The following is a 16,917-nucleotide window of genomic DNA, read 5'->3' on the forward strand; positions in this document are numbered from 1 at the left end:
CGACGGCCTTGGTGTCCAGTTCGGTCCAGTCGGCGGGATGAACCGGTTGCGTGAGGACGTGGATGTCGTCTGTGATCGACACGGGCAGAAGTCTCCTGACATGGGTGAACGTGGAGCCTGAGGATGCGTGGGCCTCTTGTGCGACTCCAGCCTAGTGCGCGGTCGTATCCGGGTCGATTCGGTTCGCGCATTACGGCGGTCTACCATCGTTTGTAGTAGAACGGCCGGCCGTCGCGAAGGACTTCGGGAGCAGTCGCCGGCATTCGGATGTGGAATTACGCGTGGTGCGAGGAGAGAACGTGCGGACAGGGCATCAGCCGAGCGGACACGGCTTCGGCAGCCCCAGCCCCGCCCCCCGCGCGACCGGCACCGACACGGTGCTGGGTCGCGTCACGGGCAAGGTCCTGGCCTATATCGCGTTGACCAAGCCGCGGGTGATCGAACTGCTGCTGGTCGCGACCATCCCGGCGATGCTGCTGGCCGACCGCGGCAACGTCGACATCCTGCTGATCCTCAGCACGCTGTTCGGCGGATGGATGGGTGCGGCGAGCGCGAACTCCCTCAACTGCGTCGTCGACGCCGACATCGACAAGGTCATGAAGCGCACCGCGCGGCGGCCGCTGGCCCGCGACGCGGTGCCGACGTCGCACGCGTTCGTGTTCGGCATGACCCTCGGGGTCGCGTCGTTCCTGTGGTTGTGGTGGCGGGCGAACCTGCTCGCCGGGTGCCTGGTCGTCCTGACCATCGCGTTCTACGTGCTCGTGTACACGATGGTGCTCAAGCGCCGGACCTGGCAGAACGTCGTGTGGGGCGGCGCCGCGGGCTGCATGCCCGTCATGGTCGGCTGGTCGGCGGTCACCGGATCGCTGAGCTGGCAGCCCATCGTGCTGTTCCTGGTCATCTTCTTCTGGACGCCGCCGCACACCTGGGCGCTCGCGATGCGCTACAAGGAGGACTACAAGGCGGCCGGTGTCCCGATGCTGCCGGTGATCGCCACCGAAGAGCACGTCACCAAGCAGATCCTGCTGTACAGCTGGGCGATGGTGGTCACGTCGCTCGTGCTCGTCCCCGCCGCGGGGGTCGTCTACGCCGCCGTCACCCTCGTCGCCGGCGCCTGGTTCCTGCTCATGGCTCACCAGCTGTACCGCAGCGTGCGAGGCGGAGCAGCCGTCAAACCGCTCCGCCTCTTCCTGCAGTCCAACAACTACCTGGCCATCGTCTTCGTCGGGCTCGCCGTCGACTCCGTGCTGGGACTGCAGACCGTCGGCAGCCTGCTGAGCTGACACTGCGCCCCAGGACCTGAGTCGACGCTCCGCGTCAGGGAAGCAGGACGATCGATCCCGTCGTCGCCCGCGCCTCGAGGTCGCGGTGCGCCTCCTCCGCCCGCTCGAGCGGGTACTCCGCTCCCACCCGGACCGTGAGTGCACCGTCGGCGAGGGCGGCGAACACGTCTCCCGCCCGCCACGTCAGTTCCTCCCGGTTGCGGACGTGGTGCGCGAGCGTCGGCCGGGTGAGGAACAGCGAACCTGCCGGGTTCAGTCGCTGCGGATCGAACGGCGGCACCGGCCCGCTCGCCGCACCGAACAGCGCGACCGTTCCCCGGATCCGCACCGACGCCAGACTGGCTTCGAACGTGGACGCGCCGACACCGTCGTACGCGGCTGCGACGCCCTCGCCGTCGGTCAGTTCCCGCACCCGGGCCGCGATGTCGTCGTCGTAGCGCAGCACCTCGTGGGCTCCGGCGTCACGGGACAGCTGCTCCTTCGCATCGGAGGACACCGTGGTGATCACCCGGGCGCCCAGCGTCGTCGCCATCTGGGTGAGGATCAGGCCGACTCCGCCCGCCCCGGCGTGGACGAGGACGGTGTCGCCGGATCGGATCGGGTACGTGGAGTGGGCCAGGTAATGGGCGGTCATGCCCTGCAGCAGCGCAGAGGCGGCCTGCGGGGCGGGCACGGAGTCGGGGACGGCGATCGCGGCCGCCGCGGGCACGGCCACCTTCTCCGCGTAGCTGCCGGGAGCGGCGCACCAGGCCACCCGGTCGCCGGGTGCGAAATCCGCCACATCGCCGCCGACGGCCTCCACGACGCCGGAGCCCTCGTCACCCGGAACGTAGGGCAGCGGCCGCGGGTACAGCCCCGTCCGGAAGTATGTGTCGATGAAGTTGATGCCGATCGCGTCGGTGCGAACGAGCAGATCCGTCGCTCCGATCTCGGGTTCGGGAACCTCTACCGGTTCGAGGACGTCGGGACCACCGAGACGGGAAACCTGTATAGCGCGCATGGTTTCAGTTCTACACGGCGCGGCCCGCCGCACGGAGCCTGGCGGACGCGGCGCGTCTACCGCCCAGTATTCTCGGACCATGAGTACCGACACCCATGCGGAACAGGCCCCCTCGAGCCCGGCGCCCTCGCTGCCGTCCCACACGGTCGACGCGATCAAGAAGTTCGTCGCCGAGCACGGCGGTTCGGCCAGCGCCGTCATCCAGCCCATCGGGCTCGCCGGCGTCCGGATCACCCTCGTCGGAGCCGACGGCATCCTCGGTGACCAGGTCGTCGAGGATCTCGCCACCGCGAACGCCGTCGTCGCCTCGCTCGACGACGTCACCGTCTCGGAGTGGGACCGCGCGATCACCAGCATCGTCACGCCCCGCAAGGGTCACATCCAGAAGATGGCCGGCTGGGTCGCGCGGCAGACCCGGTTCCCGAAGGCCCGCAACGAGCGCTAGACGCTCGCGGTATCGGGCTGCGTGACGTACTCGCGGGTGCGTCCCGCGGCCCACACCGCCGCGGTGGCCGCGGTGCACAGCCCGGCCCCCGCGACGTGGAACGCCACCAGGGCGGCGGGAACGTCCGTGAAGAACTGGACCAGGCCGATCAGCGCCTGCGCCACCACCAGCGCGAGCAGAACCTGCACCCGGACCTTCACCGCCCGGCCGGCGCCGACGGCGTACAGACCGAAGCACAGGCCGACCAGCAACGCCAGATAACCCACGAGCAGTTGTGCATGCAGGTGCACGAGCGTGACGATTTCCACCTCGAGGCGGGGAACAACGCGGTCGAGACTCTTGTCTCCCGCGTGCGGTCCCGCACCCGTGACCAGCGTTCCGGCGGCGAGGACCCCGGCCAGAGCGACAGCCGACAGCGCGGTGAGCCAGCGCAGCGGTGCCGGGATCACGTTTATCGCCGGGGCGTCGTCCGGTTCGCAGATCTTCGCGTACATCACGGTCGCGAGCCACACCATCGCCATCGATGCGAGCAGGTGCACCGCGACCGTCCACCACAGCAGTCCGGTGAGCACCGTGACACCGCCGATGACTGCCTGCACGACGGTGCCGAGAGGCATCATCCACGCGTAGACGAGGACCTCTTTGCGGCGGCGCGCGCGGGTGACCGCGAGGACGATCAGGGCCGCAGCCACGACGACGACGAACGTCAGCAGCCGGTTGCCGAATTCGACCGCCTGGTGGACGACGGCGACCTCGCCGTGCCCGACCGGCACGAAGCTGCCGGGGAAGCACTGCGGCCACGTGGGGCAGCCGAGGCCGGAGGCCGTCACCCGGACGACGGCCCCGGTCACGGCGATGCCGCCCTGCGTGAGGATCACCGCGAACGCGATGACACGCTGCACGGTCAGCGACGGAAGGGGGAGACGGTCTACCAGGCTCAGAAACCCGCGATACAGCACGGCATCGATGGTAGAGGGCGGTCAACTACAGCGTGTCGTTGGGCCGGTGGCGGCGCGGCCGACTTCGTGCTACTCGCCGCGAATGCGCAGGATGCCGGTCACCGTGCCCTGCCAGAAGTCGCCGGTATCGGTGACGAGTCCGGACATCTGCAGGGTGTCGTTGACGGCGGTGCCGGGGAGTGGGCTGGTGTGCTCGACGGAGCCGTCGGACGGGTCGATCACCGCGAACGCGAAACCGTCCAGGGGCGTCGTGACGTCGAATCCCTGGCGGATCACGGTATACAGCAGGCCGTCGCCGGTCGACAGGTGCGGGACCGCGGCGCTGCGCACGTCGTTGCTCCACACCTGGTGGCAGCCGATCGGGTCGATGTCCACCCGCGTCATGCCGCCGGTGAAGGGCGCGTTTGTCGGAACGGCCGGTCCCGCCCCGTCCGGGACGGTGGGATACGGGTAGCCGTACGTCCCGGCGACGTACACCGAGTTGCCGATGCCGATCGGTGAGTTCTCGCTGCCGCCCGGGTTGCCGAGCACCGGGAGGGTGCAGATCTCGTCGCCGGAATCGGCGCGGAAGACCCGGAGATTCACCTGTGGGTCGGCGTTGTCGACGATCGCGACGAAATCGCTGCCGGTGGACGGTCCGAAGTAGGTGGGGGTGGATCCGGTGCCGTGGCTCAGCTGCCCCGGCTTCCGGTCCGGTCCGCGGTCGTACTCGCGGCGCCAATCCAGACGGACCTCACCGTCGCGGAGCGCGAACTGGTACAGGGCGTGCGTGGTCGCGACCGCGGCGCCTGCAGGCGAGGTGGAGATGCTGTTCTGCACCTGTTCGCCCGCGGCCAGCGGCAGGGTGTGCGCGACACCGCCACGGTCCACGGCTCCAATGACACCGCCGCCCGTCGCGAACCAGACGTTGCCTTGCCAGTCCGGCGTCAGCCCGGTCACGTTGTCGCCCTGGGGAACACTGCCGGACAGGTCGACGTGCGAGTCGACGGCGATACGCCACTGGCCTGCGGGATCCTTCGAATGTCCGAGGCGCAGTAGCTGACGGTTGCCGTCGACGACGACCAGGCGGTTGTCGTTGTCGAGGAACGCGTACACGCCACCGAGCAGGCTGCCCTTCGCCAGCGCGAACGTGGCGAGCGAGCCGCCGAACGGCGCCGCCGGGGCCGCGGGGTCGATCAGGTGCACGGTGGGAACCTGGCCGGCCACGGACGTGCACAGGGCGACGACGAGCCGGTCGGAACCCTGCAGGAGGGTCGGGCACGCGGACACGAGCGGGTACGCGGACAGCGTGACGGGGTCGCTGCCGGGACCGGGCAGCGGCGTCACGTCGGTGGACCCCGCGTCGCCGTGCATCGTGGACGTGCCCGCGGGTCCGAGGAACGGATTCGGCGACGCAGGCGGACCCCACTGCGGCGCGGCGCCCGCGGGCAGCGCGCCACCCCAGAGGACGGCGAGCAGAACAGCGAGAACGGTGCCTGCGCGGCGGGCCGTGAGTCGACGGATCACGTGAATCGGAACGTCCTGGCGGCCAGGGCTCCCGCGGCCGCGCCCCAGACGGCGAGGACCACGACGCTGAGCACGTCCACCGAACCCGACAGTGCAGCGTCCAGCGCGTGCGCGAGCGCTCCGGACGGAATCAGCCGGGCCCCGGTGTGGAGGAGCCAGGGGAGGTCGCCGGCGGCGAACACCACACTGCCGACGCCGACCATCACGAACCACAGGATGTTGGCGAGGGCGAGGACGATGTCGGCGCGGAGGGTGCCGCCGAGCAGCAGGCCCATCGCCGCGAACGTCACGGTGCCCAGGGCGATGACGACGGCGCCGAGGACGAGTCCCCACGCACTCGGTCGCCAGCCGAGGGCCAGCCCGATCGCACCGAGCAGGACGGATTGCAGGGCGACGACGATGACCACCGCGGCGCTCTTCCCGGCGATGATTCCCCAGGTAGGCAGGGGAGTCGCGCCGAGCCGTTTGAGGGCGCCGTACCGGCGGTCGAAACCGACCGCGATCGCCTGCCCGGTGAACGCGGTGGACATCACGGCCACCATCATCACGGCGGGCACCACCTTGTCGACGCGCGACGTTCCGAGGTCGCCGATGGGCAGCAGACACAGCCCGATCAGCAGCGTGATCGGGATGAACATCGTCAGGAGCAACTGTTCGCCGTTGCGCAGGAGCAGTTTCAGCTCGAGCGCGGTCTGCGCCCGCAGCATGACCGCCGCGCCGCTCGGGCGGGGATCGGGTGTGAACGTGCCGGGGGCGAAACGATTCTCCGTCAGACGGTCACTGGTGCTCATCGTCATCCCCTCAGTTCCCGGCCGGTGAGTTCGAGGAAGACGTCCTCGAGGCTGCGCTGGTCGACGCGGATGTCGCTGATCAGGGCGTCCAGGTCGGCGCACCACGACGCGACGGAGGCCACCACCTTCGGGTCGATCGGCCCCTCGACGAGGTAGGTGCCCGGTCCGGACTCGGCCACCCGGAAGCCGTCGGGGAGGGTCCGTGCGAGCGGCCCGGTGTCCAGACCGGCAGGTGCGGTGAGCCGCAACTGGCCCTCGGCGCCGCGGCTGGTGACCTCGGCGGGCGTTCCGGCGGCGACGATCGACCCGTGGTCGATGATGACGAGCCGGTCCGCGAGTTCCTCCGCCTCGTCCATCAGATGTGTCGTCAGCAGCACGCTGACGCCGTCGCGGCGCAGCGCGTCGATCAATTCCCACACCAGCAGGCGGGCCTGGGCGTCGAGCCCGGCGGTGGGTTCGTCGAGGAAGACCAGTTCGGGGCGGCCGACCAGTGCGCAGGCCAGGGACAGGCGTTGCTGCTGCCCGCCGGACAGCCGGCGGTACGGGGTGCGACGCGCCTCCTCGAGGCCGAGGCTGCGCAGCAACCATTCGGGGTCGAGGGGATCGGCGGAGTAGGCGGCGACCAGGTCGAGCATCTCGCCGGCCCGGGAACCGGGGTACGCGCCGCCACCCTGCAGCATCACACCGATCCGGGCCCGGACGGCACCGGCATCGGCAATGGGGTCCAGTCCGAGGACGCGGACGGTTCCGCTGTCGGGGCGGACGAAACCCTCACACATTTCGACGGTGGTGGTCTTACCCGCGCCGTTGGGACCGAGCAACGCCACGACCTGTGCCGGTTCGACGGTGAGATCGAGCCCGTCGACGGCCCTCACACCGTCGAAGGTCTTCACCACGCCTTCCAGGCGTACAGCAGGTTGCGCCGATCCGGGCGTTCGCGAGGTCACGGGGAATCAGCGTAAGCCCTGGCCGGGTGTGACCCGGCCGGTGCCCCGGCTTTCCGCGCTGGCGTCGTCCCGGGGCGGATCCTGCGGTTCCGGCACGGCCGGCTGCTGCCCCGGACCGACCCGCCACGGCAGGCGGTTGCGGGTGATCACGATGAGCGTTCCCGCCGTGAAGATGGTCGCGATGGCGGCCTGGACGATGACGAAGGGCTGGTACTCGCCGCCGTTCGGCATCAGGATGACGCTGACGATGGACGAGAAGACGATCGCGGGGACCCGGAACGCGGGTGCGGTGGCCCAGGCGGCGAGCGGCAGGACCGCCCACAGCAGATACCAGGGCTGCACCACGGGGAACAGCAGGACGACCGCGCCGAGGGACAGTCCGAGCGCGCCGACCGCGTGGATGCGGCCGACGAGGGTGGCGACGAGCATCCGGAGTGTGATGAACGCCGCAGCGACGGCGGCGATCGGCCGGGTCAGGCTCAGCACCGCCGTCGTGTGATCGCCGAGGCCCAGCAGAACCCCGGCCAGTCCGGTGCCCAGTCCGAGGAGCGTGGGAATCGACATCCAGCTGCGGACCGCGTTCGCCGTGCCGAGCGTGTGCACCCAGCCGATTCCGAGCCCGCTGGACGTGCTGATGACGAGGGTGACCACCAGAGCCACCCCACCGAGCAGTGCGGCCGCGGTGAGCACCGCTTTCGGGGTTCCGCCCCATCGCCTGGCCAGCGCCATCCCGACGAATCCCAGCGCGAGCAGGGAGGGGATCTTGATCGTCGACGACAGGGCGATGAGCGCCGCCCCCGACAGCAGTAGGAGAAGGGACTGCCCGCGGATCGGATCCGCCTGTTCGACGGCCCGCAGCGCCAGTTCGATCCCTGCCAGCATGAGGCCGAGCATCAGTGCCTCGTTGTGGATCCCGGCGACCAGGTGGAACAGCAACAGGGGGTTGGCGGCGCCCAGCCAGAGGGCGCTGACCTCGGCGACGCCGCAACGGCGCGCCAGGCGGGGGAGCGCCCACACGATCATGGCCACACCGGCGAGCGCAAGCAGCCGGTGCAGGAAGATTCCCGCGACGATGTTCTCGCCGGTCAGCCAGCTGATCCCGCGCCCCATCCAGAGGAACAGCGGGCCGTACGGCGCCGGTGTGTCCCGCCAGATCGTCGGCACGGTGCGGGTCAGGACGTGATCGACGCCGAGAGCGCCCGCGGGACCGATGGCGTAGGGATCGAGCCCGCGGGCCGCGATCTCGCTCTGCGCGAGGTACGAGTACACGTCCTTGCTGAACATCGGCGGCGCGACGGACAGCGGGATGATCCATAGCAACAGGGTGCGGTCGAGCTGGGACCGGTTGAGGCGGCGCACCGCTCCGGACTGCAGACTGCCGATCGCGAACCGTCCGAGCAGCAGCCACGCGAGCACGATCATCACGGTGCCGGTCATGGCGAGGGTCAGCGCGACGCTGGGGATCCGGGCGGGAAGTCCGATGATGCGCAGCCCCTGGACGGGGTTCTGCAGTACCGGCTGGGCGCCGGCGCCCAGTGCGCCGACGGCCATCAGGACGGCGCCGGTCGCGCCGAACCGGCGGATGCCGCGGAGCTGCGCGGTCTCCTGGCCGTTCAGGCCTGCGGTCTCCGGCTCGTCGCCGTGCAGAGAGGCCGCCACCGACGAGCGGGGGGAGGGTCCGTCGATGCCCAGCGCCCGCCGGACGAGCTCGGCCGGATGTCGAAGAGCGGCGCGAGCCGTCAAGGTCGGCTCCGCGCGGGTCGGCTCCGGGTTCTCGGGGGTCTGCGGCACACAGGCAGCGTAGCGGTGCGCCGAACACGGCCGGTTCGGCCAGTATTCCCGCGCCCGGGCGGCACATAATCACAGGTGTAAGGCAGGGCACCCTTAGTAGACCTGCGATCGGAATTCCGTCACACTGGTGTTGTGAAAACGGATACGACACCACGTGCAACGAAGGAAAGCGCAGTTCACGCGCCTTCTTCGGCGGCGCCTGTCGCAACCGCGTCACCCGTCGCCGTGGGCCACGAAGGGCACACCCGCGCGGCCGTCGTGAAGCTCCTCCTCGAAGAGGGGCCGATCACCGCGTCGGAAATCGGAACCCGCCTGGGCCTGAGCGCCGCCGGTGTCCGTCGTCATCTCGACGCACTCCTCGAATCCGGCGAGGCGCGCGAGGCGTCCTCCGTCGCCGTGCGTCACCGCGGACGGGGACGGCCCGCCAAATACTTCCAGATCACCGCCAAGGGCCGCGGCAGGCTCGGTCACGCGTACGACGACCTCGCGGGCGCGGCCATGCGCCAACTGCGGGAGGTCGGGGGAGACGCCGCGATCACCGAATTCGCTCGCCGCCGAGTGCAGGCGATCGTCGGCGACGTCACCCCGGCCGCGGATCACAGCGCCGAGGGCCTCGAAACCACGGCCGACGCCATCGCCGACGCGTTCACCACCGCCGGCTTCGCGGCCTCGACCCGCCCGGTCGGCAACGGCGTGCAGATCTGCCAGCACCACTGCCCGGTCTCGCACGTCGCCGAGGAATTCCCGGAACTGTGCGAAGCCGAGCAGGCCGCGTTCGCCCAGCTGCTCGGCACCCACGTCCAGCGGCTCGCGACCATCGCGAACGGCGACTGCGCCTGCACCACCCACGTTCCACTCGTCCCACCGTCCGGTCCCAAATAGCAACGCTATCCCGATAGATCCCCTAGTCAGCAACCTGTTTTCCACCGGCGACCAGCCCTCGCCGGTCTCGTAACAAGACTCCGGAAGGAGCTCGCATGACCGTCACATCAGACCAGGTGACATCCACTGCGTCGGCCAACGCCGAGCCGCTCACGCAGGAAGAGACCATCGCGTCACTCGGGCATTACGGGTACGGCTGGTCCGATTCCGACGAGGCCGGTGCCAGTGCGCAGCGCGGTCTGTCCGAAGACGTCGTGCGCGACATCTCGGCGAAGAAGAGCGAACCGGACTGGATGCTCGACATCCGGCTGCGTGCGCTGAAGACCTTCGACAAGAAGCCGATGCCGAACTGGGGATCGGACCTCGAAGGAATTCACTTCGACAACATCAAGTATTTTGTGCGCTCGAGCGAGAAGCAGGCCGAGAGCTGGGAAGACCTGCCCGAGGACATCAAGAACACGTACGACAAGCTGGGCATCCCCGAGGCCGAGAAGCAGCGCCTCGTCGCCGGTGTCGCGGCTCAGTACGAGTCGGAGGTCGTCTACCACTCGATCCGTGAGGACCTCGAGTCGCAGGGCGTCATCTTTCTCGACACCGACACGGGTCTGAAGCAGCATCCCGAACTGTTCCGGGAGTACTTCGGAACGGTCATCCCGGCCGGCGACAACAAGTTCTCCGCGCTGAACACCGCGGTGTGGTCGGGTGGCTCGTTCATCTACGTCCCGCCGGGCGTGCACGTCGACATCCCGCTGCAGGCCTACTTCCGCATCAACACGGAGAACATGGGCCAGTTCGAGCGGACCCTGATCATCGTCGACGAGGGCGCCTCGGTGCACTACGTCGAGGGCTGTACCGCACCGATCTACAAGTCCGACTCCCTGCACTCCGCGGTGGTCGAGATCATCGTGAAGAAGGGCGGCCACTGCCGCTACACGACCATCCAGAACTGGTCGAACAACGTCTACAACCTGGTCACCAAGCGCACCAAGGTGGAGGCCGGCGGATCCATGGAGTGGATCGACGGCAACATCGGGTCCAAGGTCACCATGAAGTACCCGGCCGTCTGGATGATGGGCGAGCACGCCCGCGGCGAGGTTCTCTCCGTGGCATTCGCCGGTGAGGGCCAGCACCAGGACACCGGTGCGAAGATGCTGCACCTCGCGCCGCACACGTCGTCGACCATCATCAGCAAGTCGGTGGCCCGTGGCGGCGGACGCGCGTCCTACCGCGGACTCGTCCAGGTCAACAAGGGTGCCCACGGCTCCAAGTCGACGGTCAAGTGTGACGCGCTGCTGGTCGATCAGATCAGCCGTTCGGACACCTACCCGTACGTCGACATCCGGGAGGACGACGTGACCATGGGTCACGAGGCCACCGTGTCGAAGGTGAGCGACGACCAGCTGTTCTACCTGATGAGCCGCGGGCTCACCGAGGACGAGGCCATGGCCACGGTCGTGCGCGGCTTCGTCGAGCCGATTGCCAAGGAACTCCCGATGGAGTACGCCCTGGAACTGAACCGCCTGATCGAACTGCAGATGGAAGGGGCGGTGGGTTAGTGACCACGCCAGAAACTGGTGTCCAGAATCTCGGAGTCACGGGAGCCGTCGCGGGCGAGAATCCGCGGATAGCGCGGACGTCCACCGGCTCGCCGATCGCCAACAAGGGCGAGGTCTTCACGTCGTTCGACGTCAACGCGTTCGAGATCCCGGGTGGTCGTGACGAAGTCTGGCGGTTCACCCCGCTGCGCCGTCTGCGCGGACTGCACGACGGATCGGCCGTGGCGAACGGTACGGCCACCGTCGACGTCGCCGACTCGGACGCCGTGAAGGTCGAGACCGTCGGACGCGACGACGACCGGCTGGGCAAGGCCGGCGTTCCCGCCGACCGTGTGGCCGCACAGGCGTATTCGGGTTTCGAGACGGCGACCGTCGTGACCGTCGGCCGCGAGGTCGAGGTCGCGGAGACGATCAACATCACGATCACGGGCCCGGGCGAGGGCAAGGTCGCCTTCGGGCACCTGCAGATCCGGCTCGACGCGTTCGCGAAGGCGACCGTCGTCATCGACCAGCGCGGCAGCGGCACGTTCGCCGAGAACGTCGAATTCGTGCTCGGCGACAGCGCCCACCTCACCGTCGTCGCCGTCCAGGACTGGGCGGACGACACCGTGCACGTGGTGTCGCATCACGCGCGCCTCGGCCGGGACGCGGTCCTGCGGCACAACGCCGTGAGCCTCGGCGGCGACCTCGTCCGCCTGTCCGCGACCGTCAAGTACGACGGCCCCGGCGGCGACGCCGAACTGCTCGGTCTGTACTTCGCCGACGCGGGACAGCACTTCGAGCAGCGACTGCTGGTGGATCACTCGCAGCCGCACTGCAAGTCCAACGTGGTCTACAAGGGCGCCCTGCAGGGTGATCCGGAGTCGGGGAAGCCCGACGCCCACACCGTGTGGGTCGGCGACGTCCTGATCCGTGCGGCGGCAGAAGGCACCGACACGTTCGAGCTGAACCGCAACCTCGTCCTCACGGACGGTGCTCGCGCGGACTCGGTCCCGAACCTGGAGATCGAGACCGGCGAGATCGTGGGTGCCGGCCACGCCAGCGCCACGGGTCGATTCGACGACGAGCAGTTGTTCTACCTGCGCGCCCGCGGAATCCCCGAGGACGCGGCACGGCGACTCGTCGTGCGCGGGTTCTTCCACGAGATCATCAACAAGATCGCCGTCGCCGAAATCCGCGAGCGTCTCGAGGCTGCCGTCGAGGCCGAACTCGCCGCAGTCGGCGTCTGAGCCGCGCCGCCGGACCATTACTTCCCATTTCTTCGAAGGATCACAATGTCTACCCCTGACGCTTCCACCCCCGAAACCTCGGTCCTGGAAATCAAGGACCTGCATGTCGACGTCGCGAACACCGACGAGAACGCCGAGCCGATCAACATCCTCAAGGGTGTGAACCTGACGGTTCGGTCCGGCGAGACGCACGCGATCATGGGGCCCAATGGTTCCGGCAAGTCGACGCTGTCGTACGCCATCGCGGGCCACCCCAAGTACCAGATCACCTCGGGGTCCATCACCCTCAACGGTGAGGACGTCCTCGAGATGACCGTCGACGAGCGGGCCCGCGCGGGACTGTTCCTCGCGATGCAGTACCCCGTCGAGGTTCCCGGCGTCTCGATGTCGAACTTCCTGCGCACCGCGGCCACCGCCGTCCGTGGCGAGGCCCCGAAGCTCCGCCACTGGGTGAAGGAGGTCAAGGAGGCGCTGACCGAACTCGACATCGACCCCTCGTTCGGCGAGCGCAGTGTCAACGAAGGCTTCTCCGGCGGTGAGAAGAAGCGCCACGAGATCCTGCAGCTCGGCCTGCTGAAGCCGAAGATCGCGATCCTCGACGAGACCGACTCCGGACTCGACGTCGACGCCCTGCGCGTCGTCTCCGAGGGTGTGAACCGCTACAAGGAGCGCGAGCACGGCGGAATCCTGCTGATCACGCACTACACGCGCATCCTCCGGTACATCAAGCCGGAGTACGTCCACGTGTTCGTCGGCGGTCGCGTCGTCGAGTCGGGCGGGCCGGAACTGGCCGACGAGCTCGAGGCGAACGGCTACGAGCGCTTCACCCAGGCTGCAGCAACGCAAGGAGCATAAACGCAGATGACCACCTCGGTGCGCGTATTCGACGTCACCCGGATCCGGGAGGACTTCCCGATCCTGGCGCGTACGGTCCGCGACGGAAAACCGCTGGTGTACCTCGATTCGGGTGCCACATCGCAGCGCCCGAACCAGGTGCTCGACGCCGAGAGGGAGTTTCTCACCACCTGTAACGCCGCCGTGCACCGAGGCGCTCACCAGCTCGCCGAAGAAGCCACGGACGCGTACGAGAACGCGCGGGCGGCGATCGCCGAGTTCGTCGGCGTCGACAGCGACGAACTCGTGTTCACCAAGAACGCGACGGAGTCCCTCAACCTCGTCACCCACGTCCTCGGCGACGATCGCTTCGAACGGCACCTCGGTCCCGGCGACGAGATCGTCATCACCGAGCTCGAGCATCACGCCAACCTGGTGCCGTGGCAGGAGCTCGCGCGCAGCACCGGTGCCACGTTGCGCTGGTACGGCGTCACCGACGACGGCCGCATCGATCTCGACTCGCTCGAGTTGACCGATGCCGTCAAGGTCGTGTCGTTCACCCACCAGTCCAACGTGACCGGGGCGGTGGCACCGGTCGAGGAACTGGTCCGCCGCGCCCGCGCGGTCGGCGCACTGGTGGTGCTCGACGCCTGCCAGTCCGTCCCGCACATGGCGGTGGACTTCCACGCGCTCGGAGTCGACTACGCGGCGTTCTCCGGGCACAAGATGCTCGGCCCGTCCGGCGTGGGTGTGCTGTACGGGCGCCGCGAACTGCTGAACGCGATGCCGCCGTTCATCACCGGCGGCTCGATGATCGAGACCGTCACGATGGAACGCACCACCTACGCGCCGCCGCCGCAGCGGTTCGAGGCCGGCGTTCCGATGACTTCGCAGGTGGTCGGTCTCGGCGCCGCGGTCCGGTATCTCGACGAGATCGGGATGGATGCGGTCGCCGCGCACGAGCACACCCTGGTCGAGGCGGCACTGGCCGCGCTCGGCGCCATCGACGGCGTGCGCATCATCGGACCCACGACCGCCGAGAACCGTGGCGGGGCAGTGTCGTTCGTGGTCGACGGGATCCACGCCCACGATCTCGGCCAGATCCTCGACGACGAGGGCGTCGCCATCCGCGTCGGCCACCACTGCGCCTGGCCCCTGCACCGGCATTTCGGTGTCGCGGCCACGGCGAGGGCGTCGTTCGCGCTGTACAACACGGTCGACGAGGTCGCCGCGCTCGCGGCGGCGGTGCGGCGCGCCCAGGAGTTCTTCGGGGAGGTTCCTGCATGAGAATGGAACAGATGTACCAGGAAGTGATCCTGGACCACTACAAGCATCCCCACGGCCGCGGCCTTCGTGAACCGTTCGGCGCCGAAGTCCACCACGTCAACCCGACGTGCGGCGACGAGGTGACGTTGCGCGTGCAACTCGCCGACGACGGCACGGTGGTGGATGTGTCGTACGACGGCCAGGGCTGCTCCATCAGTCAGGCGTCGACTTCGGTGCTCACCGATCAGGTGGTGGGGATGCCCGTCGAGCAGGCGCTGCAGACCGTTGCCGCGTTCAACGAAATGGTCAGCAGCCGCGGTACCGTCGAGGGGGACGAGGACGTCCTCGGGGACGGCATCGCCTTCGTCGGTGTCTCGAAGTACCCGGCCCGCGTGAAGTGCGCGTTGCTGGGATGGATGGCATTCAAGGACGCGGTTGTTCAGATAGTGGACGACCGGGTCGTGGACGAACAGGATTCGGCCGTTCCGACAGCAGACGGCGAACCAGCTCGAATCGGAGGACAGGCATCATGAGCGAGACGCAGACGCCGCAGGCGGACGCCACAGCCGCACCGGAGCAGGCGCAGGCGGACCAGGGCGGCGAATCCGCGCCCGCCGCATTGGGTGCGATCACCGACCCGAAACGCCTGGAGGAGCTCGAGGAGGCGATGCGTGACGTCGTCGATCCCGAACTCGGCATCAACGTCGTCGATCTCGGCCTGGTGTACGGGATCACCGAGGACGAGGACGTCGTGACCCTCGACATGACCCTCACGTCGGCGGCGTGCCCGCTGACCGACGTCATCGAGGACCAGTCCCGCGGTGCACTCGTGCGCAGCGGTCTGTGCAACGAACTGAAGATCAACTGGGTGTGGCTCCCGCCGTGGGGGCCCGACAAGATCACCGAGGACGGCCGCGAGCAGTTGCGCGCCCTCGGTTTCACGGTCTGACGACCCACCACCGTTGACGGAGGGGCTCGGCGAGAATCATCTCGCCGAGCCCCTTTTTCTCGGTGCCCGAACGGTGTGACGATAGACTCCCTGGCCCACTCGGAGCGGGACATGACACCGCCCAGTGCGACCCGGTGCCGACCTCGGTCCCGGCGCACCGCCGGGGCGGTGAGCACGGGCGACTCCGGGTCTGATGCGCCGGTATCGGCCAGTTGGGGTGGCGAACGCGAGCAGCGCGGATCTCTTGCGGACCAGTGCTACACCGAGCGCGGTGGTCGGCGTCGACTCGTTCAAGAGCGGCAGTGTCATGGTTTCCCAGAACAACTGCGTGTTACTTAAATTCTCATGAAAACGCCGAAACATTCGAGATCAATTCAGTGGATGACGCAACCTGATCGTCGAGTCGGTGGCGGGGTACGCTGCTGCACGTTCTGCGTTTGCTGCCGTAACCGACTCGAATGCCGGGCGGAACGCAGTTGAGACGGAGCGCAGGGTGAGTTATGCACCCGAGCTAATCACATTAGCTCTAATCGATTCGAGATTCGATTGGAACGGAATATAGGAGTGAAGAAAGGGTGACGACATCCGGAAGCGATGCGATATTCGAGACTCTCTTGGAATCGGCCAAGCGCCTCTCATTCGATCCGCGGGACCCCCTGGTTTGCGAGCCCGATTCAGGTGGCGTCGAATTTCACGGGATGACACCTGAGTGGTCGCCTCTGTTCGGCACCGCTACGTGGGACTCCATGACCGAGCCGGAGCGCGTCCGCCTCACCAGAAGCGAGGTTGCGCAGTTCCTGGGCGTCGGAATCTGGCTGGAGGTGGGATTGCAGGTGGCATTGCTGCGTGCGAGCCACAGTGCGGACCCCGCCCGCCCGGACGTCAAGTTTCTGTTCAATGAATGCGCCGACGAGAATCTGCACTCGTTGATGTTCGTCAACGTCATCCTCAGCATCGGATCGCATTTCTACAAACGCGACCGCTCACTGGATTTTTTCGGATGGCTGTTTCGGACCATCGCGTGGGACGAGGTGGCGTACGGAATCGTACTGGCCGGAGAAGAGATCTTCGACGTCATGCAACGCGACTGGATGGCGAGCGAAGACGTTGCCGCGCCCATCCGCAGGGCTTGCTATATCCATGTTGTCGAGGAAGCCCGGCACATGGCGTATGCGCGTCAGAAAATCCGGACTCGGTTGATCACGATTTCGCGCGTCCGACGGTTTATCAGCACCCTGGTCATCGCGTTGGGAACGCATCTCATCGCGAAGAGCCTGATCAATCGTCGAATATACGAGGATCTCGGCCTGGATTGGAAGGTCGTGGGCGCGGAAATCGACGCAAACGAACACCACCGGATAATGTTCCGCAGGGCCGCAGAACCGTTTATCGAATTCCTGAGCAGAGAAGGGCTGCTGAATTTCGGCGCGCGATGGATCTACCGAAAATCGAATCTTCTCTGAGCAAGCAGGAGTCGTT

16 protein-coding genes are annotated in these 16,917 nt (G+C 67.9%); 10 read left to right on the forward strand and 6 right to left on the reverse strand.

Features of this window, described 5'->3' with window-relative positions; all coding sequences use genetic code 11:
* Positions 1 to 299: 299 nt before the first annotated feature.
* A complete protein-coding gene (locus P3H15_RS25690; RefSeq protein WP_276139824.1) occupies positions 300 to 1,283 on the forward strand; it encodes a heme o synthase in 984 nt (327 codons plus the stop codon).
* A gap of 34 nt (positions 1,284 to 1,317) precedes the next feature.
* Here the strand turns inward: P3H15_RS25690 and P3H15_RS25695 are convergent, their stop codons facing one another.
* The gene (locus P3H15_RS25695; protein ID WP_276139825.1) at positions 1,318 to 2,283 is read right to left on the reverse strand and encodes a quinone oxidoreductase; all 966 of its coding nucleotides are present in this window, start codon (positions 2,281 to 2,283) and stop codon (positions 1,318 to 1,320) included.
* Between the two features lie 79 nt (positions 2,284 to 2,362).
* Here P3H15_RS25695 and P3H15_RS25700 point away from each other — a divergent pair, with 79 nt between their 5' ends.
* A complete protein-coding gene (locus tag P3H15_RS25700) occupies positions 2,363 to 2,728 on the forward strand; it encodes a hypothetical protein (RefSeq protein WP_206005037.1) in 366 nt (121 codons plus the stop codon).
* Here P3H15_RS25700 and P3H15_RS25705 read toward each other — a convergent pair.
* The 5 genes from P3H15_RS25705 to mptB form a co-directional block, all read right to left on the reverse strand.
* Entirely contained in the window at positions 2,725 to 3,687 is a 963-nt protein-coding gene (locus tag P3H15_RS25705; RefSeq protein WP_276139826.1) for a heme A synthase, read from the reverse strand. The genes P3H15_RS25700 and P3H15_RS25705 overlap by 4 nt on opposite strands.
* 69 nt (positions 3,688 to 3,756) lie before the next feature.
* Positions 3,757 to 5,193, reverse strand: a complete 1,437-nt coding sequence (locus tag P3H15_RS25710; protein WP_276139827.1) for a hypothetical protein — start codon at positions 5,191 to 5,193, stop codon at positions 3,757 to 3,759.
* Positions 5,190 to 5,990, reverse strand: a complete 801-nt coding sequence (locus P3H15_RS25715; RefSeq protein WP_276139828.1) for an ABC transporter permease — start codon at positions 5,988 to 5,990, stop codon at positions 5,190 to 5,192. The genes P3H15_RS25710 and P3H15_RS25715 overlap by 4 nt, the downstream gene beginning before the upstream one ends.
* Entirely contained in the window at positions 5,987 to 6,931 is a 945-nt protein-coding gene (locus P3H15_RS25720) for an ABC transporter ATP-binding protein (RefSeq protein ID WP_276139829.1), read from the reverse strand. The genes P3H15_RS25715 and P3H15_RS25720 overlap by 4 nt, the downstream gene beginning before the upstream one ends.
* Positions 6,932 to 6,937: 6 nt before the next feature.
* Complete coding sequence (gene mptB, locus P3H15_RS25725; protein ID WP_276139830.1) at positions 6,938 to 8,722, reverse strand: polyprenol phosphomannose-dependent alpha 1,6 mannosyltransferase MptB; 1,785 nt, start codon at positions 8,720 to 8,722, stop codon at positions 6,938 to 6,940.
* 225 nt (positions 8,723 to 8,947) lie between these two features.
* Here mptB and P3H15_RS25730 point away from each other — a divergent pair, with 225 nt between their 5' ends.
* From P3H15_RS25730 to P3H15_RS25765, 8 genes are all read left to right on the forward strand, one after another.
* Positions 8,948 to 9,604, forward strand: a complete 657-nt coding sequence (locus tag P3H15_RS25730; RefSeq protein ID WP_276139831.1) for a metalloregulator ArsR/SmtB family transcription factor — start codon at positions 8,948 to 8,950, stop codon at positions 9,602 to 9,604.
* Positions 9,605 to 9,699: 95 nt separating this feature from the next.
* Complete coding sequence (gene sufB, locus P3H15_RS25735; protein ID WP_072942082.1) at positions 9,700 to 11,160, forward strand: Fe-S cluster assembly protein SufB; 1,461 nt, start codon at positions 9,700 to 9,702, stop codon at positions 11,158 to 11,160.
* Positions 11,160 to 12,389: a Fe-S cluster assembly protein SufD gene (gene sufD / locus P3H15_RS25740; RefSeq protein WP_276139832.1), complete on the forward strand. Its 1,230-nt coding sequence runs from the start codon at positions 11,160 to 11,162 to the stop codon at positions 12,387 to 12,389. The genes sufB and sufD overlap by 1 nt, the downstream gene beginning before the upstream one ends.
* 45 nt (positions 12,390 to 12,434) lie before the next feature.
* Positions 12,435 to 13,244 (forward strand): Fe-S cluster assembly ATPase SufC, encoded by an 810-nt coding sequence (gene sufC / locus P3H15_RS25745; RefSeq protein WP_276139833.1) that lies wholly within the window; start codon positions 12,435 to 12,437, stop codon positions 13,242 to 13,244.
* A 6-nt stretch (positions 13,245 to 13,250) separates the two neighbouring features.
* A complete protein-coding gene (locus P3H15_RS25750) occupies positions 13,251 to 14,510 on the forward strand; it encodes a cysteine desulfurase (protein ID WP_276139834.1) in 1,260 nt (419 codons plus the stop codon).
* Complete coding sequence (gene sufU, locus P3H15_RS25755; protein ID WP_072942076.1) at positions 14,507 to 15,022, forward strand: Fe-S cluster assembly sulfur transfer protein SufU; 516 nt, start codon at positions 14,507 to 14,509, stop codon at positions 15,020 to 15,022. Before P3H15_RS25750 ends, sufU begins: the two co-directional genes overlap by 4 nt.
* Entirely contained in the window at positions 15,019 to 15,438 is a 420-nt protein-coding gene (locus P3H15_RS25760) for a metal-sulfur cluster assembly factor (protein ID WP_276139835.1), read from the forward strand. Before sufU ends, P3H15_RS25760 begins: the two co-directional genes overlap by 4 nt.
* A 575-nt stretch (positions 15,439 to 16,013) precedes the next feature.
* The gene (locus tag P3H15_RS25765; protein WP_276139836.1) at positions 16,014 to 16,901 is read left to right on the forward strand and encodes a diiron oxygenase; all 888 of its coding nucleotides are present in this window, start codon (positions 16,014 to 16,016) and stop codon (positions 16,899 to 16,901) included.
* Positions 16,902 to 16,917 lie beyond the last annotated feature (16 nt).

The organism is Rhodococcus sp. T2V (assembly GCF_029269925.1).
In the GTDB taxonomy this organism is placed as follows: Bacteria; Actinomycetota; Actinomycetes; order Mycobacteriales; family Mycobacteriaceae; genus Rhodococcus_F; species Rhodococcus_F koreensis.

Excerpts from the sequence above, each read along its gene's own strand:
- P3H15_RS25695 (WP_276139825.1), bottom strand. The coding sequence starts at position 2,283 with ATGCGCGCTATACAGGTTTCCCGTCTCGGTGGTCCCGACGTCCTCGAA.
- P3H15_RS25700 (WP_206005037.1), top strand. The coding sequence starts at position 2,363 with ATGAGTACCGACACCCATGCGGAACAGGCCCCCTCGAGCCCGGCGCCC.
- P3H15_RS25715 (WP_276139828.1), bottom strand. The coding sequence starts at position 5,990 with ATGACGATGAGCACCAGTGACCGTCTGACGGAGAATCGTTTCGCCCCC.
- sufB (WP_072942082.1), top strand. The coding sequence starts at position 9,700 with ATGACCGTCACATCAGACCAGGTGACATCCACTGCGTCGGCCAACGCC.
- sufC (WP_276139833.1), top strand. The coding sequence starts at position 12,435 with ATGTCTACCCCTGACGCTTCCACCCCCGAAACCTCGGTCCTGGAAATC.
- P3H15_RS25750 (WP_276139834.1), top strand. The coding sequence starts at position 13,251 with ATGACCACCTCGGTGCGCGTATTCGACGTCACCCGGATCCGGGAGGAC.
- sufU (WP_072942076.1), top strand. The coding sequence starts at position 14,507 with ATGAGAATGGAACAGATGTACCAGGAAGTGATCCTGGACCACTACAAG.
- P3H15_RS25760 (WP_276139835.1), top strand. The coding sequence starts at position 15,019 with ATGAGCGAGACGCAGACGCCGCAGGCGGACGCCACAGCCGCACCGGAG.